General features: G+C 42.5%; 32 protein-coding genes. 9 read left to right on the top strand and 23 right to left on the bottom strand.

The window, feature by feature from the left end:
- Nucleotides 1–7: 7 nt before the first annotated feature.
- Nucleotides 8–997: a nicotinate mononucleotide-dependent phosphoribosyltransferase CobT gene (cobT, locus tag PAP_RS03125; protein ID WP_048164649.1), complete on the top strand. Its 990-nt coding sequence runs from the start codon at nt 8–10 to the stop codon at nt 995–997.
- A gap of 49 nt (nt 998–1,046) precedes the next feature.
- Here cobT and PAP_RS03120 read toward each other — a convergent pair whose 3' ends face one another.
- A complete protein-coding gene (locus tag PAP_RS03120; protein WP_048164648.1) occupies nt 1,047–1,340 on the bottom strand; it encodes a hypothetical protein in 294 nt (97 codons plus the stop codon).
- Nucleotides 1,341–1,466: 126 nt separating this feature from the next.
- On the opposite strand from PAP_RS03120, the gene PAP_RS03115 reads away from it, so the two are divergent.
- Nucleotides 1,467–2,042 (top strand): adenosylcobinamide amidohydrolase, encoded by a 576-nt coding sequence (locus PAP_RS03115; protein WP_048164647.1) that lies wholly within the window; start codon nt 1,467–1,469, stop codon nt 2,040–2,042.
- Here the strand turns inward: PAP_RS03115 and PAP_RS03110 are convergent.
- From PAP_RS03110 to cobB, 6 genes are all read right to left on the bottom strand, one after another.
- The gene (locus tag PAP_RS03110; RefSeq protein ID WP_048164646.1) at nt 2,034–3,173 is read right to left on the bottom strand and encodes a tRNA (guanine(10)-N(2))-dimethyltransferase; all 1,140 of its coding nucleotides are present in this window, start codon (nt 3,171–3,173) and stop codon (nt 2,034–2,036) included. The two genes, PAP_RS03115 and PAP_RS03110, sit on opposite strands and share 9 nt — an antisense overlap.
- A 141-nt stretch (nt 3,174–3,314) precedes the next feature.
- Complete coding sequence (locus tag PAP_RS03105) at nt 3,315–3,572, bottom strand: 50S ribosomal protein L35ae (protein ID WP_048164645.1); 258 nt, start codon at nt 3,570–3,572, stop codon at nt 3,315–3,317.
- 547 nt (nt 3,573–4,119) lie between these two features.
- Nucleotides 4,120–4,686, bottom strand: coding sequence for an ASCH domain-containing protein (locus PAP_RS03100; protein WP_048164644.1), 567 nt, complete (start codon nt 4,684–4,686; stop codon nt 4,120–4,122).
- Nucleotides 4,646–5,371: a TIGR02253 family HAD-type hydrolase gene (locus tag PAP_RS03095; RefSeq protein ID WP_048164643.1), complete on the bottom strand. Its 726-nt coding sequence runs from the start codon at nt 5,369–5,371 to the stop codon at nt 4,646–4,648. The genes PAP_RS03100 and PAP_RS03095 overlap by 41 nt, the downstream gene beginning before the upstream one ends.
- Before the next feature lie 34 nt (nt 5,372–5,405).
- Nucleotides 5,406–5,801: a DUF3783 domain-containing protein gene (locus PAP_RS03090; RefSeq protein WP_048164642.1), complete on the bottom strand. Its 396-nt coding sequence runs from the start codon at nt 5,799–5,801 to the stop codon at nt 5,406–5,408.
- Nucleotides 5,802–5,811: 10 nt separating this feature from the next.
- On the bottom strand, nt 5,812–6,573 hold the full coding sequence (cobB, locus tag PAP_RS03085; protein WP_048164641.1) for an NAD-dependent protein deacetylase: 762 nt from the start codon (nt 6,571–6,573) through the stop codon (nt 5,812–5,814).
- Nucleotides 6,574–6,666: 93 nt separating this feature from the next.
- On the opposite strand from cobB, the gene hjc reads away from it, so the two are divergent.
- Both hjc and PAP_RS03075 read left to right on the top strand, forming a co-directional pair.
- A complete protein-coding gene (gene hjc / locus PAP_RS03080) occupies nt 6,667–7,074 on the top strand; it encodes a Holliday junction resolvase Hjc (RefSeq protein ID WP_048164640.1) in 408 nt (135 codons plus the stop codon).
- Nucleotides 7,064–8,614 (top strand): COG1470 family protein, encoded by a 1,551-nt coding sequence (locus PAP_RS03075; RefSeq protein WP_144367984.1) that lies wholly within the window; start codon nt 7,064–7,066, stop codon nt 8,612–8,614. Before hjc ends, PAP_RS03075 begins: the two co-directional genes overlap by 11 nt.
- A gap of 50 nt (nt 8,615–8,664) precedes the next feature.
- On the opposite strand, the gene PAP_RS03070 is transcribed toward PAP_RS03075, so the two are convergent.
- Nucleotides 8,665–9,492, bottom strand: a complete 828-nt coding sequence (locus tag PAP_RS03070) for a carbohydrate kinase family protein (RefSeq protein WP_048164639.1) — start codon at nt 9,490–9,492, stop codon at nt 8,665–8,667.
- 211 nt (nt 9,493–9,703) lie between these two features.
- Between PAP_RS03070 and PAP_RS03065 the strand changes: the two genes are divergently transcribed.
- Nucleotides 9,704–10,903 (top strand): hypothetical protein, encoded by a 1,200-nt coding sequence (locus tag PAP_RS03065; protein ID WP_048164638.1) that lies wholly within the window; start codon nt 9,704–9,706, stop codon nt 10,901–10,903.
- 31 nt (nt 10,904–10,934) lie between these two features.
- Nucleotides 10,935–11,774, top strand: coding sequence for a helix-turn-helix transcriptional regulator (locus PAP_RS03060; protein ID WP_052649048.1), 840 nt, complete (start codon nt 10,935–10,937; stop codon nt 11,772–11,774).
- Here the strand turns inward: PAP_RS03060 and PAP_RS03055 are convergent.
- The 10 genes from PAP_RS03055 to PAP_RS03010 all read right to left on the bottom strand — a co-directional run bounded on the left by PAP_RS03055 (nt 11,771) and on the right by PAP_RS03010 (nt 18,357).
- Nucleotides 11,771–12,139 carry a Mov34/MPN/PAD-1 family protein gene (locus tag PAP_RS03055; RefSeq protein WP_048164636.1) on the bottom strand — a complete coding sequence of 123 codons (369 nt, stop codon included), beginning with the start codon at nt 12,137–12,139 and terminating at the stop codon, nt 11,771–11,773. The two genes, PAP_RS03060 and PAP_RS03055, sit on opposite strands and share 4 nt — an antisense overlap.
- A gap of 69 nt (nt 12,140–12,208) precedes the next feature.
- A complete protein-coding gene (locus PAP_RS03050; protein WP_048164635.1) occupies nt 12,209–12,799 on the bottom strand; it encodes a hypothetical protein in 591 nt (196 codons plus the stop codon).
- A gap of 62 nt (nt 12,800–12,861) precedes the next feature.
- The gene (locus PAP_RS03045; RefSeq protein ID WP_048164634.1) at nt 12,862–13,239 is read right to left on the bottom strand and encodes a RidA family protein; all 378 of its coding nucleotides are present in this window, start codon (nt 13,237–13,239) and stop codon (nt 12,862–12,864) included.
- Nucleotides 13,240–13,288: 49 nt separating this feature from the next.
- A complete protein-coding gene (locus PAP_RS03040) occupies nt 13,289–15,067 on the bottom strand; it encodes a ribosome biogenesis/translation initiation ATPase RLI (protein WP_048164633.1) in 1,779 nt (592 codons plus the stop codon).
- 66 nt (nt 15,068–15,133) lie between these two features.
- Nucleotides 15,134–15,508 (bottom strand): hypothetical protein, encoded by a 375-nt coding sequence (locus PAP_RS03035; protein WP_052649045.1) that lies wholly within the window; start codon nt 15,506–15,508, stop codon nt 15,134–15,136.
- Nucleotides 15,509–15,611: 103 nt separating this feature from the next.
- Complete coding sequence (locus PAP_RS03030; protein WP_048164631.1) at nt 15,612–16,139, bottom strand: ASCH domain-containing protein; 528 nt, start codon at nt 16,137–16,139, stop codon at nt 15,612–15,614.
- A gap of 41 nt (nt 16,140–16,180) precedes the next feature.
- Entirely contained in the window at nt 16,181–16,894 is a 714-nt protein-coding gene (locus PAP_RS03025; protein ID WP_048164630.1) for a DUF92 domain-containing protein, read from the bottom strand.
- A gap of 91 nt (nt 16,895–16,985) precedes the next feature.
- The gene (locus PAP_RS03020; protein ID WP_048164629.1) at nt 16,986–17,435 is read right to left on the bottom strand and encodes an Lrp/AsnC family transcriptional regulator; all 450 of its coding nucleotides are present in this window, start codon (nt 17,433–17,435) and stop codon (nt 16,986–16,988) included.
- A gap of 203 nt (nt 17,436–17,638) precedes the next feature.
- Complete coding sequence (locus tag PAP_RS03015; protein WP_048164628.1) at nt 17,639–17,929, bottom strand: MazG nucleotide pyrophosphohydrolase domain-containing protein; 291 nt, start codon at nt 17,927–17,929, stop codon at nt 17,639–17,641.
- A 41-nt stretch (nt 17,930–17,970) separates the two neighbouring features.
- Complete coding sequence (locus PAP_RS03010; protein ID WP_048164627.1) at nt 17,971–18,357, bottom strand: ArsR/SmtB family transcription factor; 387 nt, start codon at nt 18,355–18,357, stop codon at nt 17,971–17,973.
- Between the two features lie 130 nt (nt 18,358–18,487).
- Here PAP_RS03010 and PAP_RS03005 point away from each other — a divergent pair, with 130 nt between their 5' ends.
- Nucleotides 18,488–19,330, top strand: a complete 843-nt coding sequence (locus PAP_RS03005; protein ID WP_048164626.1) for an SDH family Clp fold serine proteinase — start codon at nt 18,488–18,490, stop codon at nt 19,328–19,330.
- A 34-nt stretch (nt 19,331–19,364) separates the two neighbouring features.
- Here the strand turns inward: PAP_RS03005 and metG are convergent, their stop codons facing one another.
- The 4 genes from metG to speB all read right to left on the bottom strand — a co-directional run bounded on the left by metG (nt 19,365) and on the right by speB (nt 23,885).
- Entirely contained in the window at nt 19,365–21,455 is a 2,091-nt protein-coding gene (metG, locus tag PAP_RS03000; protein ID WP_048164625.1) for a methionine--tRNA ligase, read from the bottom strand.
- Between the two features lie 190 nt (nt 21,456–21,645).
- The gene (locus PAP_RS02995; protein WP_048164624.1) at nt 21,646–22,566 is read right to left on the bottom strand and encodes a transcription initiation factor IIB; all 921 of its coding nucleotides are present in this window, start codon (nt 22,564–22,566) and stop codon (nt 21,646–21,648) included.
- A 6-nt stretch (nt 22,567–22,572) separates the two neighbouring features.
- A complete protein-coding gene (locus PAP_RS02990) occupies nt 22,573–22,887 on the bottom strand; it encodes a Gar1/Naf1 family protein (protein WP_048164623.1) in 315 nt (104 codons plus the stop codon).
- 125 nt (nt 22,888–23,012) lie between these two features.
- The gene (gene speB, locus PAP_RS02985; RefSeq protein ID WP_236627005.1) at nt 23,013–23,885 is read right to left on the bottom strand and encodes an agmatinase; all 873 of its coding nucleotides are present in this window, start codon (nt 23,883–23,885) and stop codon (nt 23,013–23,015) included.
- A 180-nt stretch (nt 23,886–24,065) separates the two neighbouring features.
- Between speB and PAP_RS02980 the strand changes: the two genes are divergently transcribed.
- Together PAP_RS02980 and PAP_RS02975 are read left to right on the top strand one after the other, a co-directional pair.
- Nucleotides 24,066–24,755 (top strand): MBL fold metallo-hydrolase, encoded by a 690-nt coding sequence (locus PAP_RS02980; RefSeq protein ID WP_048165915.1) that lies wholly within the window; start codon nt 24,066–24,068, stop codon nt 24,753–24,755.
- A 9-nt stretch (nt 24,756–24,764) separates the two neighbouring features.
- The gene (locus PAP_RS02975; RefSeq protein ID WP_048164622.1) at nt 24,765–25,007 is read left to right on the top strand and encodes a DUF504 domain-containing protein; all 243 of its coding nucleotides are present in this window, start codon (nt 24,765–24,767) and stop codon (nt 25,005–25,007) included.
- On the opposite strand, the gene PAP_RS02970 is transcribed toward PAP_RS02975, so the two are convergent.
- Nucleotides 25,001–25,531: a lamin tail domain-containing protein gene (locus PAP_RS02970; RefSeq protein ID WP_052649042.1), complete on the bottom strand. Its 531-nt coding sequence runs from the start codon at nt 25,529–25,531 to the stop codon at nt 25,001–25,003. The two genes, PAP_RS02975 and PAP_RS02970, sit on opposite strands and share 7 nt — an antisense overlap.
- Nucleotides 25,532–25,608 lie beyond the last annotated feature (77 nt).

The following is a 25,608-nucleotide window of genomic DNA, read 5'->3' as shown; positions in this document are numbered from 1 at the left end:
GGTATTTATGATGCTCGTAGTTTTGGGCAATACAGAGGTTTCTACAATACCTGGAATAAGCGTTGCCGGAGCAACTCCTGAGCTAACAAAGCTAACGCCCCCAGCTGATGCAGAGTACCTTTTCCACGAAAAGCCTAAAATCATTGATGTGATACCAGTTACTCCCGAAGGGCACCCAACGCCAGCTATAATCACTAAAGCTGCAAAGGAGTTGGCTGATTTTCCAATAATTATCGTTAGAGGCGGAACTTATTTAGCACCTCTCGTTCCGTACGTGCATATAAGCGATGTTGTAGGGAGGGACTTTAGAAAGGAGAAAGCCCTGCCTGAAGCGAGGGAAATCATTGAGAAGGCTAGGCTCTTTGGAGAACAACTTAATAAGCTCGGCTTGAAAGAGGTAGTCATCGGAGAGTCCACACCAGGAGGAACGACCACAGCTCAAGCCATTTTATGGGCTCTTGGCTATGAAGCAAAGACTTCATCAGCAGCTCCAAACAATCCTCAAAACCTTAAGGCACAGGTGATTGAAGAAGGCTTCAAGAGAGCTGGCATAAATAAGGGGGATTTAGCTAACGAACCTCTTAGTGCTTTGGAAGAGTTTGGAGACCCAATGATGGCAACTGTAATAGGGATTTCTCAGGAATTTAAAGGCGAAGTGGTTTTAGCTGGTGGAACTCAAATGCTCTCAATATCTGCATTGTTAAAGGCTTTAGGCGAAGACTTAGGCAGGTTTATGATTGCAACCACGAAGTGGGTTGCCAACGATGAGAGCTCCACGTTTAAGGAGACCGCAAAGGGGATTGGGATTGCCTACTATTATGCGGAGCTTGACTTCTCAAGGAGCAGGTTTAAAGGACTCCAAGACTACGAGAGGGGCTACGTTAAAGAAGGAGTCGGCGCTGGAGGTGCTGTCTGGCTCGCGGTGAAGAAAGGCTTCACAGTCGAAGATGTTGCAAAGAAAGTTGATGAGCTCTATGAGAGGCTGATGGAGCTTTAGTCCTCAAACTTTATATTTTTAGCTTCAACTAGAAGCTGGAAAATTTAAATCAGCTGAAGAGTATTTTGAGCTCTTTGGTGAAGATTTTCCAGTTCATCATGAGGTGGATGGTTATTAGTACCATCATCATTATTCCATACTTGCTCCTGAGCTCCATAAACTGAAGCTTGGTCAATCCGAGGAAGCTGCCGTTCTTAGTGGCCAGTATGGTGCCCACCGTTATGAATATCACACCAAAGAACAGCACAAGCAGGAGCAGCGAGAAAGCGGCTTTTATTTTGAGCTTTTTCTTCATTTTAGGGTTCTTAGCCATCTCATCGAAAATCTTTTCCATTGGATCCATAGGCATCACAAAAACAGTTTATTAAAAATATTTAATAAGGATTCCGAAAATAGAAAATTTTTGCATAGAACTTAACTTTAAGCAAGTTATTAGTGGAATATCAAACAGTGAATTGGAGGAATACAGATGCACTACATTCACTCCTTTGATGAGGAGATGCTCGCCCTAAGCAATGCTCCGCACAACGGCGGCCTGTTTAAAGCTAAAGGCTTCTTCTTCATGCACGTCCACAAAAACTACGACGGCGATTATAAAAAGGACTGCCTTGAATTTGAGCGGAAAAATGGATTAAATAACTTCGTGGGCTTTATGACCGCAGCAGAGATTCCTAAAGTTCTAAGCGCTGCCAAAATAGGAAGCGTTGAGGCTTACGTCACCGCTGGGATTACCAACCCGGCCATAGCAGGAGAAGAGCCGCCGAAGTTCGTAAGTAGGACCATAAACATAGCCCTCGTCATAAATGAAGGCCTAACTGTTGGAGCTTTGGCAAACGCCATAATGACTGCAACAGAGGCGAAAACATACACACTCCTAAAGCTCGGCTATGAAGCTACGGGCACTACAAGCGACGGTATAGGGGTTTTCGCTAATGAAGGGGAGATAGAATGGGCTGGAACCGCCACCAAATTGGGCATCAATATAGGAAAGGCCGTTAGAAAAGCTTTGAAAGAGAGCTTGAGAAAATGGGAAGCTTCACTGTAGAGACCTGAGAACATCAACCACATCGCTGAGCCCTGCGTTTGTTTTTATGCCCGTGGGTGAGATATGTGTCCTGCTCGCTAAAAAGCCCCTCTCCTCGAGCGCTTCAACTATGAGGTCTGGCTTTCTGACTTCGAGCTTGTTCCTCTTTGCCACCATCGAGAGCTCATAGAACAGCGGTACGTCGAGCTCTCCCCTAACCCTCTCCAAACACTCTAATACCTTGCGCTTTTTAGCGAGCTCGGCTTTTTGGGCCTCATTATAGAGCGCCTCCACGAACTTCTCATCTTTAAGTTCGCCAAGCCACAATGGGCCGTAAGCGCCTTTACGGCTGGGCAAAAAGGCATTCTCAACTTCAAATTTGCCAGTTTTTTGGTCGAAATAAACATAGCCAAGCTTTTCTACAGTCTCATCACCCTTCTTAGCACCGTCCTCGAGCTTTAGGAACACTCTAAAGTAGTGATCTTTGTAGTAAGCGAAGAGAACTCTAAATCCAAGGTCGTACTTTCCAATATACCTCGCCACAGCGCCGATTAAAATTCTCAGTCCGGTTTCGTGGCACAGCTCACCCCTTAAAGGTCTCGCATTGTACTTCCTAAGGCATGCATTTTTATATGCCCCGCAGAGAACACCCGTATCTGTTGCTGTAATGCCCAAAAAGCCCTTTCTCTTGACAGCTCTAAGTGAAGCATCCAAAAATGGCATTGGAGAGCCAAAGGGGTCTAAATCTACGAAGTCGAAATACCTAAATGCTTCGTCCATTAATAGATTGGCATCTTTGTTGGTTGATATGAGTCTTTTATCTCCCTCTAAAATAGCCTTTTTTTCTTTTACTTCGAGAGCTCCATCAAAATTCAGCTTAATGTTCTCAACGATTAGATTGAAGGCCTCAGGATTTATATCATTCATCCAGACCTCTCTCACGGGGGTCTCAAGGGCATAGCGAATCCCCCTAACACCTGTCGCGCTGAGAGCATCCAACGCTTCTTTAGGTTCTAAAACACGAAGTGCTAAAACACTCAAATCCCTATTAAACGCCATAACCGGATTGTAGAAAACGGGAGCATCATAAATGCGCTCGGCTTTCGGCACCAAAATTTTAGCTTTGCCCTCTCTCACCTCTTTAAACTCCAAGGCACCCACCGATAAAAGGTTCAATAATCTTCTTTTAAGCTTATCCATCCGGACAACTCTGCCTTTTCTAACCTCCTTCGTGTCCCCAGAGTAAACTTCCTCTAGAAAAAAGTGAAGTTCAAGAAACGAAAAGCAAGAGGCTCACCTTATGAGAACCTCATCGCCCAGAGCTTGACCTGGAAGCCCAATATCAAAGCGCGCCCTAACGACGCCTTTCTCACCATGGGGCTTTACTATTTTGCCCATAATCTTTTTCCCAGTCTTGCTCTTCCAAATAACTTTTCTTCCAATGAAGCGAGAGGCTTCTTCTCTGCTCTTCACTCCCTCAATCTCTATCAGCATGTGGTGATTTCTTTGGTTGTGCTTTCCCCTGGCGTAGTTTAGGATTATACCCTTCATCACTACACCACCTCGAAAATAACCTATGGAGAGGAATTTTTAAATCTTGCTCTGGGGGGCACAATTCTGGTTCTTTTCTGACATTATCCGTGCCCCTCAAGTTCCCCCTTATTCAACATTTTGGCTGAAAGAGTAGACAAAACTCAAAAAATTAGCCAGTTTCAGTGCATTGGAAGTTCTACAAACCCCCATTTGTAAAAAGCAGAGGGATTAACTTAAAGAGCACCAAGAAATGCTGAAGAAACTACAGCCCCAAACCTTTTAAGCCCTCAAGATTAGCTTAGTCCAGCGGATGACGACCCTTGCCCAGTCTGATGGGTGATGACGTCGGTATTATCTGACGCAGGGGAGGTGCTCGCCACACCTTAAAGCACCTCCCCGTTCTTTATCCTGTTCTACAGACCCATCACAAGGTTTATTAAATCTAAAAATAGCATTCTCAAAAGTATGATGATGGCCACTATCCTGAGCTCAGCGATGATGAGCGGATTCCTGTCTGATATGACCAAAAATAACTAAATAATCACGCAATCACATAAGCAAATAGTCAAATAATCCCCTCAGCATAGAGCTTGTGATATGCATCTAAAACAGCTTTTTTAACTCTCATTGGGCCGTAGCGCTTTAGGGCGCTTTTAAGGCCATTTTCGTAAATGTGCTTGACTATCAAATCAACATCTCTAGAAGCGCTCACGCCACTTTCCACATAGAGCTTTGCAACTTCATCCGGCTCTTTGTAGTTGAGCCCTTTCAAAAGCTTCAAGGGAATTCCTTCGAGAGGCTTTATGAGCTCAAACTCTATTATGCTCACCTCATCGTCCTTGTGCAACTCGCCGTAAATTTTGTTCAATGCTCTCATTAACTCCCTAACATCGCTGAAGCCGTCCTTTTTGGCGTCTTCATTTGTGAGCTCTCCAACTTTTTTCCGTGTTATTCCTTTAATCTTTGCTTTAGCTATTGCAGTATCGCTGGGCCTAACTACAATGTAAATCTCGTTGCCGGGCTTTGCTTCGTATTTGCCGAACCGTATTGTAGTGGTTTTCTTACCCTTGAGTATCTTGCTTTTGTATGCACTATCTATGAGCATGAACTTCCTTATTTGAACTTTCCTCATTTCTGAGCCCCTCCAAGAGCTTTGGAAGCTCAAGCAAATCGTGAATCTCAAAGTCCGCATATTCTCTGTAGTCCAGATCGGAGTTTTTCCTCTTACCGTAGCGGAACCAAACGGTGTGCATCCCAACGTTTTTGGCTCCATATATGTCAGAATAGAGCCTATCGCCAACCATAACGGCCTCTTCTGGCTCAACGCCAAAGAGCTTTAGCGCCTTTTGGTATATCTTTGGATGGGGCTTTTTAACACCTTCAAAGTCAGATATAATGACGTGTTCAAAAAAGTCTTCAAGTTCAAGCCGCAAAATTTTTTCCCACTGCTTTATTGGATCTCCATCCGTCACTATCCCAAGCCTGAGTCCCATTGAGCTCAGCTTTATTAGGGCTTTTTTCGCATTCTTCACATCCTTCAGCTGCGTAAACTTTGTGTTGTGATAGCCAATAACCCCAGCAGCTACCCACTTAGGATTGTAGGACAAATCCAAACGCCTCAAAAGATAATCGAAATGACGAGAAAAGTTGCTTCCGTATTCGTTAATCAAGTCTAAAAGCTCATTATAAGCGGTTTCAAAATCAACAGGTAATCCATGCTTAACCATATTTTCTACGGCGTTTCGCCTAGCCCTCTCCGCCAGTTTAGTTGTATCCACCAAAGTGTCATCCAAATCAAAGAGCACTACTTTGATCATACTTCTCCCCAACTTACTTTTATCTTAATGATATTTAATCCTTCCCTATATTCAAATCTAGATAGACCCTACTGGCTTTCCTCTTTTCAAGCTCCCGGAAGTGTTCATCCTCTTTAATCAGCTCCCTCATCAAGTCCTCCAGCGTCCAAGTAAGTGATGTTGGTGTCGTAGTCGCAAAAATTATCCTGCCCATTTTTAAAGCCTTTACCTTTTCTAAAGCTTCCCTAACTTGAGTATCTTTTAGCCCATGCATTAAAAAGAACTTTCTCACATGCCAGTTGCCGCTCCCCTCAAGCTTCTCGGCTTTTTCAACTATCTCCTGAAGCACCCAGTCTCTACAATACTCAGGAATTTCATAGATACGATACTCGTTTAGAGTATCCCTAAGTGCTTTAACTTCGCCCTTATCAAAACCTATCAGAAGTATCATTTAATCACCTCTAACACTTGTCCAGACACTCCCAAATCTTCCTTAAAAGTTCTTCCATGACTTCTCCTGCTCTTCCCCTCAAAAAGATGTCCGCTATTGGAGTTATGCCGCTCTCATGAGGATTAATTTCTATGATACTTCCTTTATTGTCCTTAACTATGTACGGAATGTAAGCTGCTGGAAAAACTTGACCACTCGTACCTATAACCAAACAGATATCAACTCGCCTCGCTAGGTTAAACGCGTTATTTAAAGCAGTCTCAGGCAGGGGCTCTCCAAACCACACCACATCGGGTCTCAAAAGAGAGCCGCACTTGGGACATTTAGGCAGCTCATCCTCATCCAAAAACTCATCCAATCGACCGCTTTCCTTTAAGTTCTCCTTGTAATCACAGGAAGTGCACTTAACACGGTAAATGTTGCCGTGAAGTTCTATTACGTTTTTACTCCCTGCTTCTCTGTGGAGGTCATCTATGTTCTGGGTGATGACTCCTTTAAGGATTCCCTTATTTTCAAGTTCTGCCAAGGCAATATGAGCTTTGTTGGGCTTCGCTTTTCGCATCTTCCGCATTCGCATTTTATAAAACTCCCAAACAAGCTTGGGATTCCTCTTAAAGGCTTCAGGCGTTGCTACCTCTTCAACTTTGTAGTTCTCCCAAAGCCCACCATTTCCCCTAAAAGTTGGTATTCCACTTTCAGCACTTATGCCTGCCCCTGTGAAGGCTATTAAAAACCTCGAGTGAGCTATCAGTTTTGCGGCTTCCTCTATCATCTTGGCCCCTATTAGACTAGCTTTCCAAACTTAAAAAGCTTAGCTGCGCAAGTGTTATTACCTCAAAGCAACTACACTATAGGGGTGTGAAGTGTGAAGTATAGACGGGGTGCCAGTGCCGAGAGGGAACTCATAAAAAGGCTTGAGAAAGAGGGGTTCGCTGTTGTGAGGTCAGCTGGAAGTAAGAAAGTTGACATAATAGCTGGAAACGGTAGGAAATACCTCTGTATAGAGGTTAAGAGTACAAAAGGGGAGAAGCTCTACTTGAGCGGAGAAGACATCGAAAAGCTCACCTCCTTTGCCTATAGATTTGGTGGAGAGCCCATAATCGCGGTCAAATTCATAAACAACGGTTGGCACTTTTTTTCGCCCCAAAGTCTGCCAAAAAGCGGTAAAAACTTTAAAGTGGATTTGATTCTAGCTAAATACAAAGGAAAGAGTTTTGAAGAAGTTGTAGGGAAACAGAGGAGTATTTTAGAGGTGGTTAAAGGTGAAGAGTAAGGTTCTATCATTCGTATTATTTGCAGTTATGCTCGCAAGTATAATGCTCCCACCAGCTAGCGGGCAGCCAGTTATCATGATTTCTCCCGAGAAGAATACTTTTAGTGCAAATCCCGGCGATATCGTGGATATCTATTTCAACATAACCAATTTGGGAAACGAAAGTGCCAAAAATGTTTTTATAACAATTGAAAAGCTCCCTAAAGGAGCAACATACACTCAGGAAATAATTCAAGAGCTGAGTCCAAATCAAACTTATGAAGGGCATGTGCAGATTATACTGAATGATGTTATAGCCGGCACATACAACCTCAATCTCGTTGCTAAAATGAAAGACTCCCCTATAATTGTAAAAGTGCCCCTAACTCTTAGAGTTCTCACGAAAGTGGATTACTACCTCAAAATCTCCTCTCAGGACAAATACGTCTACGGAAACGATGTCACAATAACCTGCGAGGTCAGATCAAAGGCAAACGGCATTTTAAACGGCATTGTGGAGATAGAGGTTTACAGGGGAAGTGAACTCATTAAGACTATAGCTGAGAGCACATACATAACCGCTTATGGCAAGAAGAGCTATGAGATAGTTCTACCGAGACCTGAGGTCGGGCGCTACTTGGTTATTATGCACACAAAATTTGGAGGGATTTCAAAAACAGAAAGCAAAAGCTTTGAGGTCTATCAGAGAGAACTAACCTACGATGCGAAATTTGAGAATGGGGTTATTACAGTTCAAGTTAAGGACGAAGAAGGAAAAGGAGTCAGCAATATCCCAGTTACAATAAATGGACTCCAATTCAAAACTGACAATCTGGGGTTGGTACAGATTGAGGCAAGAAATCCAGGAACGTATAGAATAACATTCAACTTCGATGGAAAAATCGTCGAGACCATTGTTGAAGTCAAAAAGCTCTTCTTGGACTACAAACAGCAGAATGAAACTCTAATAGTCTATGTGAGGGATTCAAGTGGTAAAGGAATTGCTAATGTAAGTGTCGTAGCCGAAGGAGCCAAAGGCAGGGCCTACGGAGTAACGGATGAGAGCGGAAAAGTTGAAATAGACCTCAACGAAATAGGCTTTGGTGTTTTGAAGCTTAAAGCAGACAGCTCAAAATACTTAGGAGACGAGAAAACAGTGAGCGTCGAAAAGCCCACGCCGACCCAAACGTCCATCACGACTACCACCACTACCACAACAACCACCATAAGCTATGTCCAGAACCAGACCGTCCCAAAGCCCCCAAAAGACTACGGCAACCTGCCAATAATCCTCATACTCTCAGCAATACTCTTTGGGAGCACATCATACTTAGCGTTTTTCAGGCCAATCATACTCGAAGAGCAGCTCGATAAATACTACTTCATAAAAGTCAAAGCTCCAAAGCTAAGGAGCCTCGAGAACTTCGTAGTCGAGAGAAACATCAATGCTGCCGATGTTAGAGCCACCAAAGGAAAAGTAAAAATCGAGGGTACTAGAGTGATATGGGAAATAGAAAAGCTTGAGCCAGAAGAAGAGGCGTTTTTACAGGTGCTTCTTTGAGGCTTTTGCCATTTTCATCTTTCATCTAAAAATTTAGTGAAAAAAAACAATTAGATACTCCAGCTGCCTTTTTTCTTCAGCACTTCTCTAGCCCTATAGAGTCCCTGCTCTATGCACTCCTCCAAAGGTTTATCTTTAGCATAATAGGCCAAAAATCCTCCCGCAAACGCATCTCCAGCCCCAGTTGGGTCAACCATTTCATCATCACTTATTGGGAGTGCCGGAAACTCTTTAAATGAGCCGTCATAAACCAAAACTCCCTTCTCACCGCGCGTTATTACAACGAGCTTGGCTCCCCACTCGTGCATTTTTAGAGCTGCCTCACGAATGTCTTTGGCCTTTGTTATGGTCAAAGCTTCGCGCTCATTTGGAAAAACCACTTCAGCTCTTGATACTACTTCCCTCATCAGCTCAGTTTTTGTATTATAGTCCTCCATGTACGTGGGGTTAAAGTCGAGACTAATACGTCTCCCCTCCAATCGTTTGGCCATTTTAAGCTGCTCTTCGGGAGGAATAGGAGCAATGTGAAAAATCTCAGCACTTAAATACTCCTCGGGAATCTCAGTCTCGCCCATCCTTTGGGCCACACCCATATCAACGGGAGCATCAACACTTCCATCCTCACTATAAATCATATATATGTGTATAGTATTGCCCTCTAAGATGTGAACTCCTTTGATGTCTAAAATCTCCCTCAGCTTCTCGAGCCACTCTTGTGGAAAGTCGCGTCCTACTTTAGTAACTAAGCCAACTTTAGCGCCGCTTAGAGCAGCGGCTGTTGCTACAGCTGCGGCTGCTCCTCCTGGTTGGAGGACATCTTTTTTGTTTGGAAAAATGATGTGGTCAATAGCGACATGCCCTACGACTACCAGATCCATTTTTCATCCCCTGCTCAGTTTTTTAAAGAGTATCCTTTGAGCATTTAAAAAGATTCTTATCGTTCCAAAGTACAGTAAAAAATGCGTAAATGCCCAAAAGCTTTAAATATTTTGAGAAAAAGAGAGTTTCATAGAATGGAACGTTCCGAAACGTTCTTTTCACCGGGTTCCTAAAATAAGAGCAACGTCATATTCACAATTGGTGATTGGCATGAAGTGGAAGGTTTGGGCCTTGGTGCTGTTGTTGGTTGGAAGTGTAATACCAGCAGGAATAGCCTTGGCAGATGAGAACGGCACACAGAGCTTGGAAGAATACAGTCTAAGTCTTGACAATTCTACACAAGAAGAGATAATTGCAGAGCGTTTAATTAACCAGCTAACTAGGATAAGCGAGCTTACAGAAAGCCACATTGAAAAAATAAGAGACAAACTACCAGAGAACTCAACAATATTGGAGAATTATGAAACTGCTGAAGCATATAAAGAAAAAGCCATTCAAGAGTATGAGGCTGAGGATTACTATAACTCAATTCTCGACAGCTTAACCTCAATGCACTACTACAAGATAGTTTTAACCCAGCTTAAAGAGGGTAAGGAGAGAATTGATGAGCTTAGAGATAGGCTACCAGAGGAAATCAAGAGAATGCAGGAGTACTTTGGAGTGGTCGAGCGTACGATTAGGATTGCAGAAAATCAAGGAATAGATGTTTCAAACTTAACCCTACTTTATAACGAAACCAAAGATGCATATAAGCAGGTATTGGATGATCTAAAGGCCAAAGACTTTGAGAAGGCCAAAGAAGACCTCGAAATAGCGAAGGAAAAGAAAGCCGCTTTGGATGAGGAGCTCATGAAAGTTAGGGAAGAGCTCGCATATATGAATGCGGATAAGATAGTTAAAGACTTCCTCATCAAGACAGAAAAGGGAATAACATTTGCAGAACGCGTAATTGAAGAGGCTAAGAACAGAGGTATCGATACGAGTGAGGCAGAGGCTAAGCTTGAGGAGATCAAAGTGGTTTATGAGGAAGTAAAAGGGCTTGCAGCTGAGGAGAAGTGGGAAGATGCACTCGATGTAATAAAAGAAAACAGGGGCAAAATTGAAAGATTCTTCAAAACACTCGACCAGATACACGAAAAGATAGCCGAAGAAAGGATGAAGAAAGATCTCAGGGTATTTTTAAGAGAAGTCGGCGACAGAATAAGGAAGGATGCAAAGGCACTTCAAGTACTCAAAAATAGAGGTGTTGATACAAGAAGAGCTGAGTTGGAGCTCAGAACAGCCGTTCAAGAAGTGCAGCTTGGCCTTAGACTCGCTAAGGAAGGCAGGATAGCACAAGCAAAGATGCACTTTGGAATTGCTTTAAGACTACTCTACAGCGTTGACCAGTTTATCTTAAGACATGCCTGATCTCTTTATTTTTTATTTTGGAGGTGATAAAGTGAAGAAAGCTCTAATCATGGTCGTGCTCCTTTTAATTCCTTTGGTTAGTGCCCAATATACTTATGATTTAACGCTCACCGTCTATCGTGACGGCTATGTTAATGTAAACTATCAGATAGTCCCCAATGAGTTCACATCTCAAATAAGTTTGAAGCTTTTGGGGAGCAACTACGAAGATTTGTTTGTAACGGATGAGAGCGGAACTCCATTATCGTATGAACTCAATGACGATGAGATTTTAATAAACGTTGGAGACGCTCAAATCATTGAAGTAACTTACAACACTCCTGATCTGACAAAAAAAGAAGGTTTGGTCTGGAGTATAAGCGTAGAATCGGACATGCCTGTTAAAATCATCCTCCCAGAAGGCTCCACCATAGTTGATTTGAGCGACATACCCATGTCAATCCAAGGTGAAACTGTAGAGATGCCATCAGGAAACCAGAGCGTGAGCTACGTCTTATCTTCAAGCGTCAGTGGAGAAGTAGGAGACTCGGAAGAGGAAAAAACGAGCTACAGCCTCATAGGTGTAGCTATCATCCTAATAATAGGTGTAGTGGCAATGGCTTCAAAGCTCCTGCGGAAGGGCAAAAAAGAAGTTAAGCTCGACAAAGAAGCTTTCCTAAAAAAGATGGAGCGCTTTGAGCTCAATGATGAAGAGAGAAAAGCCTTGCTCTACATTCTTGAGAAGGGAGGAAGGGCAAGTCAAGCAGAGGTTAGAAATGCCTTAGGTATTCCAAAGACAACCGCATGGCGTATGTTCCAGCGCTTTGAAAAGAACGGGCTTGTGAAGATTATTAGAGGCTCAAAAGAGAACTGGATTGAGCTTAAACCCTAGTCTACCACCTCCACCTCTACCTCCCTTCCATCACTTCTGTATGCTTTTATGCTCCACTCTTCAAAGGGATAGGCTATTATTATGTGAATTCCTCCAAACTTGGAGAAAAAATGCAAATCCGCTTTTGAAGGTCGTGTATAGGGCGCTGGGTGAGAATGTACAGTCCCTTTAATGTCTTCATCATGGGGCAATAGGTAAGGATCAAAGAAGATGGAACCTTTGCCATAGTGACCTTTTGGAATTATAAGCACTTCCTCAAATATGCCGTTTTTCTCCCGTAAAAAGCCGCCGAATTCGTTTGGGTAAAAACTCCGCGCCATCTCAAGCAGATACTCCAACAACTCACGCCTTATTTTCACCTTCATTTTTCTCACAATTCCCAATTGAGCAGATTACCTTAAATGGATTTGGGCGAAACTATAAAAATGAGTATATCACCTTGCCTCAAGCATATCTAAAGGCGTGTAAAGCATTATTCCTTCCTTTCCCTTGCACATGTCCATAGCCCTCTCAACGCTCTTAACGAATAGCTTCCATCTTTCTTCATCTTGTTTGAATTCATCCAAGAGCCGCTTAAGGTTTTCTTTCTCATGCTGAAGCTCTAGGCTGTTGTGGAGGGCCTCGAAATCTTCCCCTTTTAGATCGTGCATTATGATGTAGCGTGAAAGTGCTTGAGCAGGCAACGAAGATATTGGGATTGAGAGGAACAAGGCCGCCTTGAGCTCGACTTCGTTGTAGAGAGAGATTGACTGCATTCCCCTTACAATCACGCCGTATTCTTCTGGTATATCGGCCCTTCTCACAAAAAATAGCTTTTTCCTCCCAAAAAACCCCTTCTTAACTTTTAGTTCGATTTTTCCTTCCCTAATGAGCTTCGCTATTGTAACGCCGAACATAGCGCAAGCGGTTTCAAAGGCATCGTATCTCTTCTGCCAGTCAAAGTATTTAGCACCCTTCTTAAGCGAGCGGTTTTCTTTTGCAAAATCTTCTACAAACAGGAGTACAATTGAGGCCGGACTTACCATTTTAACCACAAGAAGAATTAGAGCACTCCAAAATATAACCTTTATCCAAAAATAAAAAGCACTCAGAGAAAAGCAATAGCTTCAATCTCTATCTTGACATCTTTTGGAAGCCTTGCAACTTCAACCGCAGCTCTTGCGGGCTTTGACTCCCCAAAGTACTCTGCATAAACCTCGTTCATGGCTTGGAAGTCGTTCATGTCTTTTAGGTAGACGTTTACCTTTACGATATTATTGAGGCTTCCTCCCGCGGCTTCAACAATGGCCTTGATGTTCTCCAAAACTTGGCGTGTTTGGGCTTTAATATCTCCTTGAATAAGCTCTCCAGTCTCAGGGTTTATTGGAATCTGCCCTGAGATAAAGAGGAAGTTTCCAACTTTCACAGCTTGGCTGTAGGGGCCGATTGGCTTTGGAGCCTTTTCAGTAAATATTATCTCCTTCATAGCACCACCTCCAAAAGAGGATTGGAAGAGGAAAATAAGAGGCTTTCGCTCAAGCCTCAACGTAGTAGTATTCACCCCTCTCCTTCTGCTCTCTATCTTTGACGCTTCCCTCTTTGTTGGCCCTTGGCCTTCCTGTTTCAGGATCTCTTCTAAACGTAATACCCACGTTTGCCAAAAAGCGGTTCATTCCTTCTCTCATTGGCATTGGCCTAAGGGCTTTACCCTGCTTTCCTGGCTCGCCTTCGAAGACTATTAAGCGGTCGCTTATGTAGTCAATCATGAGGACATCATGCTCTACAACTAAAGCGGTCTTATCGTTCTTCGCCATCAAGCTCCTTATGGCCTTTGAGACCGCTAAGCGCTGCTCAACGTCAAGGTAAGCGGAAGGCTCATCTATTAGGTATAGGTCGGCATCTTTGATAAGGCATGCTGTAATGGCAACTCTTTGCAATTCTCCACCGCTCAGCTCGTTCACATTTCTATCGTAGAGGTCAGGGATACCCAGTGGGTTTAAGAGCTCCGTCTTGTACAGGTTGCTCATAAGCTTTGAGGCATCTATCTTGCTCAAGAGTTCAAAGACAGTCCCCTCGTACTCCGCCTTGATATATTGGGGCTTGTAACTCACTTCTAAGGACCACTCCACTTTACCCTCAGTAGGTTCCTCTACTCCGGCTAGCATTTTAACGAATGTTGTCTTACCGATACCGTTTGGACCTACGATGCCGATAACTTCTCCCACGTGGAGTGTTCCACCCTCAGCTTCGAGTTTAAAGCCTCCATAATCCTTAACCAGCCTCGGATATTCAACCAAAACATCTCCGATTTGGGCTTTTCTTTCGCTGAATTTTGTAAACCTAATCTCATAAGGCCTAAAGCGGACGTTTTCATCTGGGAGATAGCCATTGAGGAAGACGTTTATTCCTACACGTGTGCCCTTCAAAGCGGAGAATATACCATAAGCACCGGGCTTACCATAAACCACGTGGATATTATCACTCAAGTAGTCAAGGACTGCCAAATCGTGCTCAACCACGAGAACAGCCTTTCCTTCTTCCGCCAGCTTCCGAATGGCTCTAGCTACTTTGAGCCTCTGTCTTATATCCAAATAGGATGAAGGTTCATCGAAGAAGTAGAAGTCCGCTTCCCTCGCCATTGCCGCAGCTATCGCTACCCTCTGCAGTTCTCCACCACTGAGCTGCTGAATTTCTCTATCCAAAATGTTTCTAAGCTCAAGCTCATCTACAAGCTCCTCTAAAACTCCCCTCTGGTCTGCCTTTTTGAGCAGATCCCTAACCTTCCCTTTAACTACCTTTGGAATTAAGTCAACATACTGCGGCTTCACAACGGTTCGTATCTCCCTGTTCTTGAGCTTCTCAAAGTAGTTTTGGAGCTCATTTCCTCTAAAAGCCCTAATAACGTTGTCCCAGCTGTCGTTGAAGCCGCAGAGGTTTGGCAAGAGTTCTCCTGAAAGGATTTTAACGGCTGTTGTCTTACCCGTTCCGTTTGGGCCCAAAATACCGGTCACACTTCCATTTCTCACCACAGGAAGACGGTATAAGACGAAAGCATTTACTCCATAGCGGTGCACACAGTCTTTATCGAGCTCCTCCGGCAGGTTCACGATGGTTATTGCATTGAAAGGACACTTGTGAATACATATTCCACATCCCGTACACGATGCTTCTTGGATTACAGGCCTGTAGTTGTCCTCATCTATGATAATGGCCTCTCCACCCATTCGATTCACTGGGCACACCCTTTCACATAAGAAATGCCCGCACTTATCTGGATTACACTTATCATAATCAATGACCGCAACCCTCGTCATTAACCTCACCAAGAAAAGCTTAGGGGAGCTACTTTAAAATCTTGTGGAAAAGATAAAAAAGAAACCTCAGCTCAGGTCAGCAAGGGCCTTGTTGAGGAGCTCAACGGCGTGCTTGAGGTTTAAATACGCCCTTCTAATCTTCCAAACGATTGGAAATCTTCCTGTTTCTGGTGTTCCGAAGGCAACTGCCTCTTCATAGTCCTTTGTAGCATTCTCCTGTAGCTCCAGTGCAAGGGTTAAAGTCTGGTTGTCAACACCTATCTGGACGGCTTTGTCATAGACTTCTGTGAACGTCTTGTTCTGATTTAAATATAGGTAGTACCATATCTTACCCGAGGCATAGTATGTACCAGCATAATCCTGACTGCTCTGGGCACTTGCAAGGCCAACACCCAAGAGCAAGGCCAAAACGGCAAGGGCAGCTAATTTTAGTCCCCTCATGTTTAGCACCACCAAAAACATTTCTACATGCAAATTTTTAAGATTTTTCGTCAAATTATTCCATTTTGATGCAAAAAGAGGATAAAATTGAATTTATTCCAAATTAAAGGGATAATATCTCTCGAATGGTCAAATCCTCGAGAAGTTCCTTCACCCAAGGTTTCCTCGTTCTGCTTGAAAGGTGTATTATACCCTCAACGTGAACTCCATAGCGCTCCTTCATTTCCTCCCTGCTCATAGGCTCTTTGAAAATGAAGGGCTTTTCTATAGTGAATGCATATCCAAAATCTCCCACATATTCTTTAAGCCATGCTTTGCCCTTTTCTTCCCCATAGACAAAGCTCAGTCCACTTGTATCCTTGGTTATCTGCCATAGAGTTTCAAAATCCGCTTTTATTACCTCTCCAACTTCAAAGCCTCCCGCTATGGTGCCCCTCTGCGTTAAAAGCTGCTCCTGACTAAGCCCAAGTTTTTGAAGAGTCTCACGGAGAACATGAGGATTTCCTCTAGCAATATAAAGAAAAACGATATCTCCCTCCCCAAATTTATTAGAGCGTCGTATCTCGTGACTCTTTAGTCCTCTGAAGATTAATTCTCCATAAACTTGGTGAAGGGCTATTATGTGATACATAAGATCACCACAAACGAAAAGAGAAATGGGACTTATAAAATTTATACCCCACCTAATGCAAGAAAGATTAACGCTCCGATTAAAGCCCCAACAGCAGTTGCAGCAAAGTTCGTTAGGTCGTTGTTGAACCACCCTCTATTCTCAATCGTAGCACCTATTACGCTGTCCGCATTGCATCCTAAAAAGCCACCCAATGTTATTGCAATCAGCGCAAAAAGCTTATTTTGAAATAGAGGAAGAGCTATTAAAGCAATTATGAAAGAGCCAGCAAATGCAAAAAGCTCACCCTGTAAAGTGACTCCCCCATTAGCCCCAGGTTTGACCTTTTCTCGTAAGTTAGTTATAAGCCTTGGATTCTTACCAAAGACCTTTCCAAGCTCACTAGCTAGGGTATCAGCATTTGCCGTTGCTATTGAGCTAAATGCAGCCGCCCAAACGATATCCTGTTTTGTCACGTATTCAACAACTATCAGCAAGGCCGCTATAAGACCGTTGCCAAAGACGTTGCCCCAGCTCCTTGTTCCTCTCATCCCTTCCGCAATTTTCATCTTTGCCTTTTCTTTGAAGCGATATTTGGTAGCTAAAGTCCCAATTCCAAGAAAAGTGGCCAGTGCTAGGAATGGTATTATTCCCCCAAGCTCAAGAGTCACTAAACCAACTAAAAACGCTGCCAAAACACCCTTCAGATCCAGTGCATTCCTTTTGTATGCCATAATTGCAGCCGCTGAAAGCACTGCTATATTTATGAGCAACATTCAATAGCCCCCAAGTTTGGTAATTCTCATGACCCATAAAACAAAATGCTTTATTATTCTTTCTTTCGATAATTGACGAAAAATAAAAAGGTCATAGGATGTCAAATTTCACAATGTCTGTAATGAAGGTTATGTCCATTTTGTCTATTCCATCGATCTTTGTGGATAGCTCATTGATCTTCCTCTCAATGCCTTTCATGTCCTTGGGGACAACTAAGTGTATTACGATGCTATGAGCACCAATTGCCCTTTCAATTATCTTAACGTCGTCCTCCTTCTTCAATTTCTCGATAACCGGCTCAATCTGTACTCCTGGCTTTAAAGTAATTCCGAGAATAACATACACGTATCCAAGCCTATCAAAGTCGGGAATGACAGTATACTTCTTTATAACGCCCATCTTCTCGAGCTTCTCCATTCTCCTTGAGATTCTCTGTCTAGTTGTATTCAATCTTTCAGCAAGTTCTTTATATGTTAGCCTTGAGTTCTTTGATAATAACTTTATAAGCTGTATATCAATCTTATCAATTTTTGCCCTCATTATTAATCACCTAACAGTTTTAACAGTAAAATCTTATAAAAATATTTCGGACAATATCCAAACTTCTGGAATAGCTTTGTTGCACAAAGAACATAAAGTATCATTTAGATATCAATATCTCCTACTAATATCGAACTATTGTTAACTCTTTGTTATAAAGATCTTAAAGGAGTAACAGTCAAAAAATCAAAGTGAGTAAGTAATCATTTCCACAAGTTCAAGTCCCTATTTGCATATTTAGAGATGCTCTTCCGTAAAGCCTCTTCGCAATCTATGCCGTAATAGTTTGCTATGCACACAAGCGCGAAAAGTACATCACCAAACTCTTCAATAAGCTTTTCTTTACTATTCTCCCCTTTAATACCTTCAAACTTCAGCATTTCTTTAGAAAACTCTCCAAGCTCTTCAATCAACGCAGCAAGCATTTCAAATGGTTTCCAGTATCCCCCTAACTCATTTACAAGTTCATCAACTTCACTTTGTAGTTTTCTCATTCAACCACCAAAAGAGATAATAAAAAAGCTGTAAAAAAGTTTTACCAATTAATTCCAAATCCCTCAGAAAGCTTTTTTAGATATTTAGCGAGCTCTTCTGTATTAGTTTTGTAGAATTTAAGCTTCCCTTCTCTTCTCTCGTATACAAGGTTCATCTCTTTCAATGAGCGCAAGTGATGGCTAATTAGCGTTTGATCCTGTTCGAGCCCTTTAGAAATTAAACAAACACACATCCACCTGTTTTTTAACATTTTAAGGATACCAAGCCTTATAGGGTTTGAGATGATCTTTAAGAATCTCACAGTTTCTTCGTCCATCTCAATCTCAATCTCCTCATTTAAATCCACTATCTCACACTTGCTTAAACAACGTTGAACTGTCTTCTTCTGCTTATCATTTAGCTTTTCTATTAACTCCGCAATCTTCATGGTATCACCTAAAGGAATTTACTTATTTTGTTATATAAAAATTTTCATGTGAATTTAACTTTAGTGGTTTGAGAAAACATTTTAAAAAATGAGATTATAATAAGATTTAGTTATTAAAGGGGGTGAAAGCATGGATCCACTAAGTGGCTTTTTAGGATCACTAATTTGGTGGCTTCTAATATTTTACATGCTGTTAGCCCCCCAAATCCAGTATAAACAGCTGCAACTAGCGAGAAAAAAAGTGCTAGAGCGCTTATCAAAAAAGATGAACTCAACAGTGATAACCATGATTCACAGACAAGAAAGTGTTGGCCTCTTCGGAATACCATTTTACAAGTTCATAAGCATTGAAGACAGCGAAGAAGTGCTGAGAGCTATTAGAGCAGCACCTAAGGATAAACCAATAAACTTAATACTTCATACACCAGGCGGTCTTGTTTTGGCTGCAACTCAGATAGCTAAGGCCCTGAAAGACCATCCTGCAAAAACAAGGGTGATAATACCTCACTATGCAATGAGCGGGGGAACATTGATAGCTCTGGCCGCTGATGAGATAATAATGGATCCTCACGCGGTTTTAGGACCCATAGATCCCCAGTTAGGGCAATATCCTGCACCAAGCATAATAAAGGCTGTTGAAAGGAAAGGAGCAGATAAAGTAGACGATCAAACCCTAATCTTGGCAGATGTTGCAGAAAAGGCCATTAAACAAGTTCAAAACTTTGTATATGACCTGTTAAAGGACAAATATGGGGAAGCAAAAGCTAAAGAGCTAGCCCAAATATTAACTGAAGGCAGATGGACTCATGATTACCCGATCACCGTTGAAGAAGCCAAAAAGCTCGGATTGAACGTTAGCACAGATGTGCCAAAAGAAGTATACGCTTTAATGGATCTCTATAAGCAGCCGATGAGGCAAAGAGGAACAGTGGAGTTCATGCCATATTCCGTTAATCAAGAAAACAAACACTGAACTTTCTTTTTTTAAATTTTAAAAAGAAAAGAGGTCATCCAACTCTTGCTCCAGGCTTTAGATCCTTATCAGGCATGAGCAAAGCGACTCTCTCTCCATCGTCAGCTGCCAATAACATTCCCTGGCTCTCAACACCTCTAAGCTTCTTTGGTTCAAGATTTGCAACAACCACAACGTAGCGGTTCAAGAGCTCCTCAGGCTTGTAGTACTTCTTGAGGCCAGCGACGAGCTGTCTGACCTCGTCTCCGAGATCAACTTTTAATAGATAGAGTTTATCAGCATTTGGATGGTCTTCAACGCTTATTATCTTTCCAACTCTAAGGTCAACCTTCACAAAGTCTTCAAACTTAATGTATCCCATCTCTGTAACCTCCGCCTTTTCCTTTTCTTTAGATTTCTTCTTTTTAGGCTCCTCCTTTTTCTTAGCCTTAACTTCTTGAGGGAAGTACTTTTCAAGGAGCACAGGTAGATACTTTTCCAAGTAAGCTTTAATTTGCTCGTCTTCAACTTTTCTAAACAGTATCTCAGCTTTTCTAACTTTGTGTCCAGGTGAGAGTGGAGTGAACTCCCATTTCTTGACTTCTTCGAGGTTTAATAAGTGCCATATCTTTTCGCTGGCATCAGGAATAAACGGCTCGGTTAAAGCACCTAGAGCCTTGACTATTTGGAGTGAAACATGTATAGTGGTCGCTGTTCTAACCCTATCTGTCTTTGAAGTCTTCCACGGCTGCTTGTAGTCGAAGTAGCGGTTTCCAAAGGCCGCTAAAGCCATCACTCTCTTTAGGGCATCTTTAAAGCGATATTTTGAGATTAGCTCTCCTACCTCGTTGAATGCCTTTTCAATCTCCTCAAAGGCTTGCTTATCAAGTTCATCTAATTCGCCAGCTTCTGGAACTTTTCCGTCGAAGTAGCGGTTTGCAAATGTTAAAGCTCTGTGCACGAAGTTTCCGAGGACATTTACAAGCTCCTCGTTTATTTTAGCCTTGAAGTCCTTAAAGCTGAAGTCAGCATCCCTTGTCTCGGGCATTATGGCCGTTAGGTAGTAGCGTAGATAATCCGCAGGGAACTCATCTAGGAACTCATGAACCCAAATAGCCCAGTTCCTGCTTGTTGAGAACTTCTTTCCTTCGAGGTTTAAGTATTCGTTCGCGGGAATATCATATGGAAGTATCCAATCTCCACCGTGTGCCATTAGGAATGCAGGCCAAAAGATGGCGTGGAATGGGATGTTATCCTTTCCGATGAAGTGAATTATTTTAGTCTCATCATCTCCACTAATCCAGTATTTCTTCCACTCCTCTTCCTTTCCAAGACGCTTAAAGTGCTCTATAGTTATTGAAATGTAGCCTATTGGAGCTTCGAACCACACGTAGAGAACCTTGCCCTTAATGTCTTCATCCTCTAATGGAACTGGGATACCCCATGCCAAATCCCTTGTTATGGCTCTCTCCTCAAGTCCCTCGTTTATCCAGCCCAAAACCGTGTTTCTAACGTTAGGCTTCCAGTGAGCGTTCTTCTCAATCCACTCCTTAAGCCTCGTTTGGAAGTCCTGCATTTTAATATAGTAGTGAGCGGAGTCTTTGAAAGTGATTGAACCTCCACAAATATTACATCTCGGGTTCACCAGCTTCTCGGGCGTTAATGGGTGCCCACACACCTCACACTGGTCTCCCCTTTGCTCTTCAGCACCGCAGTAGGGACAAGTTCCAATAACGTATCTATCAGGAAGGAACATTTTATCGTGCTCACAGTAGGCCTGCTTCTCAATTTTTTTAACGAGGTGTCCGTTTTCAAGAGCCTTTAAAAAGAACTCTTGAGAGACTCTGTAGTGGACCGGCAGCTCAGTTCTTCCAAAGTAGTCGAAGCTTATCTTTGCCCTTTCAAACGTCGTCTTTATGTGCTCATGATAGTAGTCAACAATCTCCCTTGGGCTTCTATTCTCTTTAAGGGCCCTAAAGGTTATAGGTGTCCCGTGCTCATCGGTTCCGCATATGAATATAACGTCGTCACCCTTGAGCCTTAGGTACCTAACGAATATATCAGCTGGTAGATACGCTCCGGCCAAATGTCCGGCGTGAATTGGCCCGTTAGCGTAAGGCAAGGCTGATGTTACCGTGTACCTCACTTTTTCTCACCCCCACATGATTGAACTTTTAGGGGTATAAGGACTTTTTGGATTTAAACATTACGGTTAGTTATTTTATAGCCTACAAAATATGCACAGTTTGATATAACTCCTAATTTTCGCTTTTAAAAACTCCGAAAGATATTCTAAGAAGGTATTTTCAGCTAAAAAAGAGAAATTAAAAATAGGCTCAAATATTGAGCTTAATTCCGAGCTTATCCACAAGCTCTTTATAGCGATTTCTAACTGTGACCTCTGTAACGTGAGCAACCTCTGCAACTTCCCTTTGGGTTCTTTTTTCACCTTCAAGGACACTCGCTATGTAAAGGGCGGCAGCAGCAACACCCATTGGCCCACTTCCACTCGTTAAGCCTTTCTTTATAGCTTCCTTCAGAATCTCAATAGCCTTTCTCTTAGTCCTCTCACTCAGTCCCAGCTGGTCGGCAAATCTTCCAACGTAATCTATTGGGTTAGTGGGCGGTAATCTTAAGTTAAGCTCTCTCGCAATGAAACGGTAACTCCTTCCAATTTCCTTCTTATCAACCCTAGCAACCTCTTCTATCTCATCGAGCGTTCTTGGAATTTTTGCCATCCTACAAGCCGCATACAAGCAAGCAGCCGTCACACCTTCAATAGAGCGCCCCCTTATGAGATGCTCCATAACGGCCTTTCTGTAGAGAACTGCCGCCATCTCTTTGAGGTTTCTTGGCAAACTTAGCTGAGCAGCCATTCTATCGAGCTCGCTCAAAGCGAATGCTAAGTTCCTCTCTGCAGCATCGCTAACTCTTATACGCCTTTGCCACTTTCTCAAACGATACATTTGAGCTCTTGTTGTGGCGGAAATGTCGTGACCGTGAATGTCCTTATTACGCCAGTCAATCATGGTTGATAATCCTTTGTCGTGGATCGTAAAGGTTACAGGGGCACCAACTCTTCCTCTCCTAGCCCTTTGGTCGGCGTCAAAAGCTCTCCACTCTGGACCGCTGTCCACTATGTTTTGAGCAACCACATAACCGCACTTGGCACAAACTATTTCACCCCTCTCGGGGTCGTAAATTAACTTTTCACTCCCACAAATTGGACACTTCTTAACATCCTCAGCTGAAGCCAAAATAAATCACCCCCTCTTTTTGGGGCTGGGGCGTCTTTTACCTCTCGCACCCTTAGCCTTGCCCTTCCCGCCTTTCCTACCCCTCTTGCTTCTCTTTCTTTCGTCCAAATACAACATCTTACCAACATACTCCTCAGGTCTCTTAACCTTTGGTTTAACTGCAATGTAGGGCATTTTAACAGGACCAAAAACATCCTTTACAATACCGACAACTTTAAGATCTTTGTCAACGATGACATCATTCAAAGATGGTGCCCAATCTGAACGTACTACCAAGAAACCCTGCTTAGCATAATGAGAAACCTTGCCCAAACGTTTCATGCCCCCACCCCTACAAAACTCTTTTTAAACTTTTCGATTCATCCTTTATAAATCTTTTGCTTTACACGCGGGAGTATTAAAAAAGATGGGTAAATCTTATATAGAATGCTGAGAAAAATAAAAAATTAGATACCTGAACAAAAGTGATATTTTCCAGCAGCTGCCAAGACTTCTCTAATAATTTTCGCTGCCACAAAACCGCTTATCCCATTATAGTCGTATTGTGGCGCTAATTCTACAATATCAAAACCAATAATCTTTGTATTGATTTGATAGACTACTTCCAAAAGCTTCCTAGTAGACAAACCACCAGGCTCAGGATTTCCTACTCCCGGACAGTAAGCGGGGTCTAAGACATCCATATCAAAAGACAGATACGCCCTTTTAAGCTTAATTTTAACATTGGGTGACTTATACAACTCTCCAGCACTTATGATTTTTATTCCGTTTTCCTCTGCAAATTCAATTTGCTCTTTAGTAGGAGCTCTTATTCCAATTTGAATTACGTTCTTCGGATCGACTACCCCCTCCTCTACTAACCGCCTAACAACGCATGCATGAGAGTATTTGCTACCATCATAAGCATTATAAAGATCAGGATGAGCATCAAAGTATATCAAACCAAAATCTTCATTCGAAGCCTCTTTTATTGCCCTAACCGAGTGATACGTTATTGAGTGGTCTCCTCCAAGAAATAGAAACAGCGCCTCTCTTTTATAATTCTCTTTCACAGTTTTGCGAACGTCTTCGTAGACATCCATAAATGTTCTGCCTTCTGTCTCAACATCCCCCAAATCTTTGTATCTCCAGAGCTTGCTCAAGTCTATTAGACTTTCAGAAAAGCTGTTGTATAGTAGTCCTGTAGTACTCGCTCTTATCGTTTTTGGCCCTTCTCTTGCTCCCCTTCTAAAAGAAGAGGAAGCATCCCAAGGTATGCCCAAGACATAAAGGTTAGGATCCTCAGATTGCGGAATGCCAAAAAACAGTAACTCATCCATAAAAATCACCAATAAACATTATAGCTTTTCATGTATTTAAACTTTGGAACAGGATTTTAGGATTGAGTGGATATATTTTTAACTGCATACAAAGTAGAGTTAAGTGGGCAATGACGAGATTCATCCCTCCTGAAGAGGTGATGACGCGGTCCCCGATGGAGCCCTTAGGTGGTGATTATGATGATTCCAGTTGAGATTCCCCCAAACACCATCATGTTTAGGGGTATAAGTTTGGATTCGAATATATATTTAGTTAAAGATGGAAACGAAGGATTGATGATAGACACTGGGACTGGGAGCTTTTTCAATTCCTATAAAGAGATTATGGAGAGAGAAGGTTATCTTTATGGAATAGACAAAATGACCATATTAAACACCCACGAGCATTTTGATCATGTCGGAGGAAATTTGCTTTGGAGAGACTATTTTGAAAGCTTAGGGATGAAGGTTATCTTCGCTTCACATGAAAACACTTCAAAGAGCCTCGAAGAAGGCGACGACCGCACAATTCTCTCCTACTACTATGGGGTACCCTACCAGCCCCACAAAATAGATATAAAGCTCAAAAATGGCGACTCCTTAAGAATAGGCTCCCTCGAGTTCAAAGTCATCCATACTCCCGGCCATACAAGAGGGAGCATATGCTTATATGAGCCGAAGGAGATGCTTCTTTTTACTGGGGATACCGTCTTTTATCACAGCGTTGGAAGACCCGATATGCCCACAGGAAACTTTGAAGAATTGATAGAGTCCATAGCCCGTTTGGAGAAGCTTCAAGTCTACCTAGGACTGCCTGGCCATGGCAAGATAATACAACACTGGGATAAAAACATGGAAATAATCAAAGACCTTATGCAAAGATATATCTGAGGTGCTTTTATGAGAAAAGGCTTCGTTAAAGAAGTTCTATCAAAGATTAAGTACGATCCACGAGAAAACGAGGAGGACTACTACATAATCATCGAGCATAGAGGGGCTTTTGGAAATGTGAAAAAAATCCCTGTAAACCTAATTGAGCTTGGACACGGCTACTTTTTCATTGAGGATACACAAATACCCTACCACCGAATTTTAAAGGTGGTTCGGATAGATGGAAAGGTGATTTGGGAAAAGCGTCAGTGACAGCTAATTCCTCCCCCTTCCTTACCTGTCCAAGAGCAACTATCCGCGAGGGTGCCGTTTGAAGCATAGAGATACGCGGTGTCTCCATTGTTGTTCCATACAGGGCTTCCACGACCCCAATAGAGGTCTTTATCTGTGTTAGTGCCTTTTCCCGTGTGGACGGTTATTAATGAGCCTGGCTTTATCATAACGCTCGGAAAGACGTAAGTGTGATTGACTTCATCCGTGAGCATCCATCCTCCCAAATCAGCTTCACTCCCTCCAATGTTTGCTATTATTACATACTCATCGTTTAAGTTGAGTCTATCCCAACCCTCGGCATCGTAATGGACATAGGATATCACAATCTTAGGGGCTGTTGAATTTGTTTGATTAAACTCGCGATCTATTTGTATGGAAATTTCCTGAAAAATCGTCTCGTAACTTGTGGTGATGCCAAATAGGTAATTATAAGCAACTCCCGCCAATATAAGCCCAGCAGCAAGTAGGAATAAATACTCCAAAGCACTCTTTCCTCTCTTCATGCCTCCTCACCCTAATATCAAAGCTCTAAATAAAAGTTCTGACTCACGGAATATCCTTTAATTCAACAACTCACACC

This window comes from Palaeococcus pacificus DY20341, assembly GCF_000725425.1.
In the GTDB taxonomy this organism is placed as follows: domain Archaea; phylum Methanobacteriota_B; class Thermococci; order Thermococcales; family Thermococcaceae; genus Palaeococcus; species Palaeococcus pacificus.
Note: the sequence above shows the minus strand (reverse complement) of the source record. Positions and strands in the feature narration are given on the sequence as shown.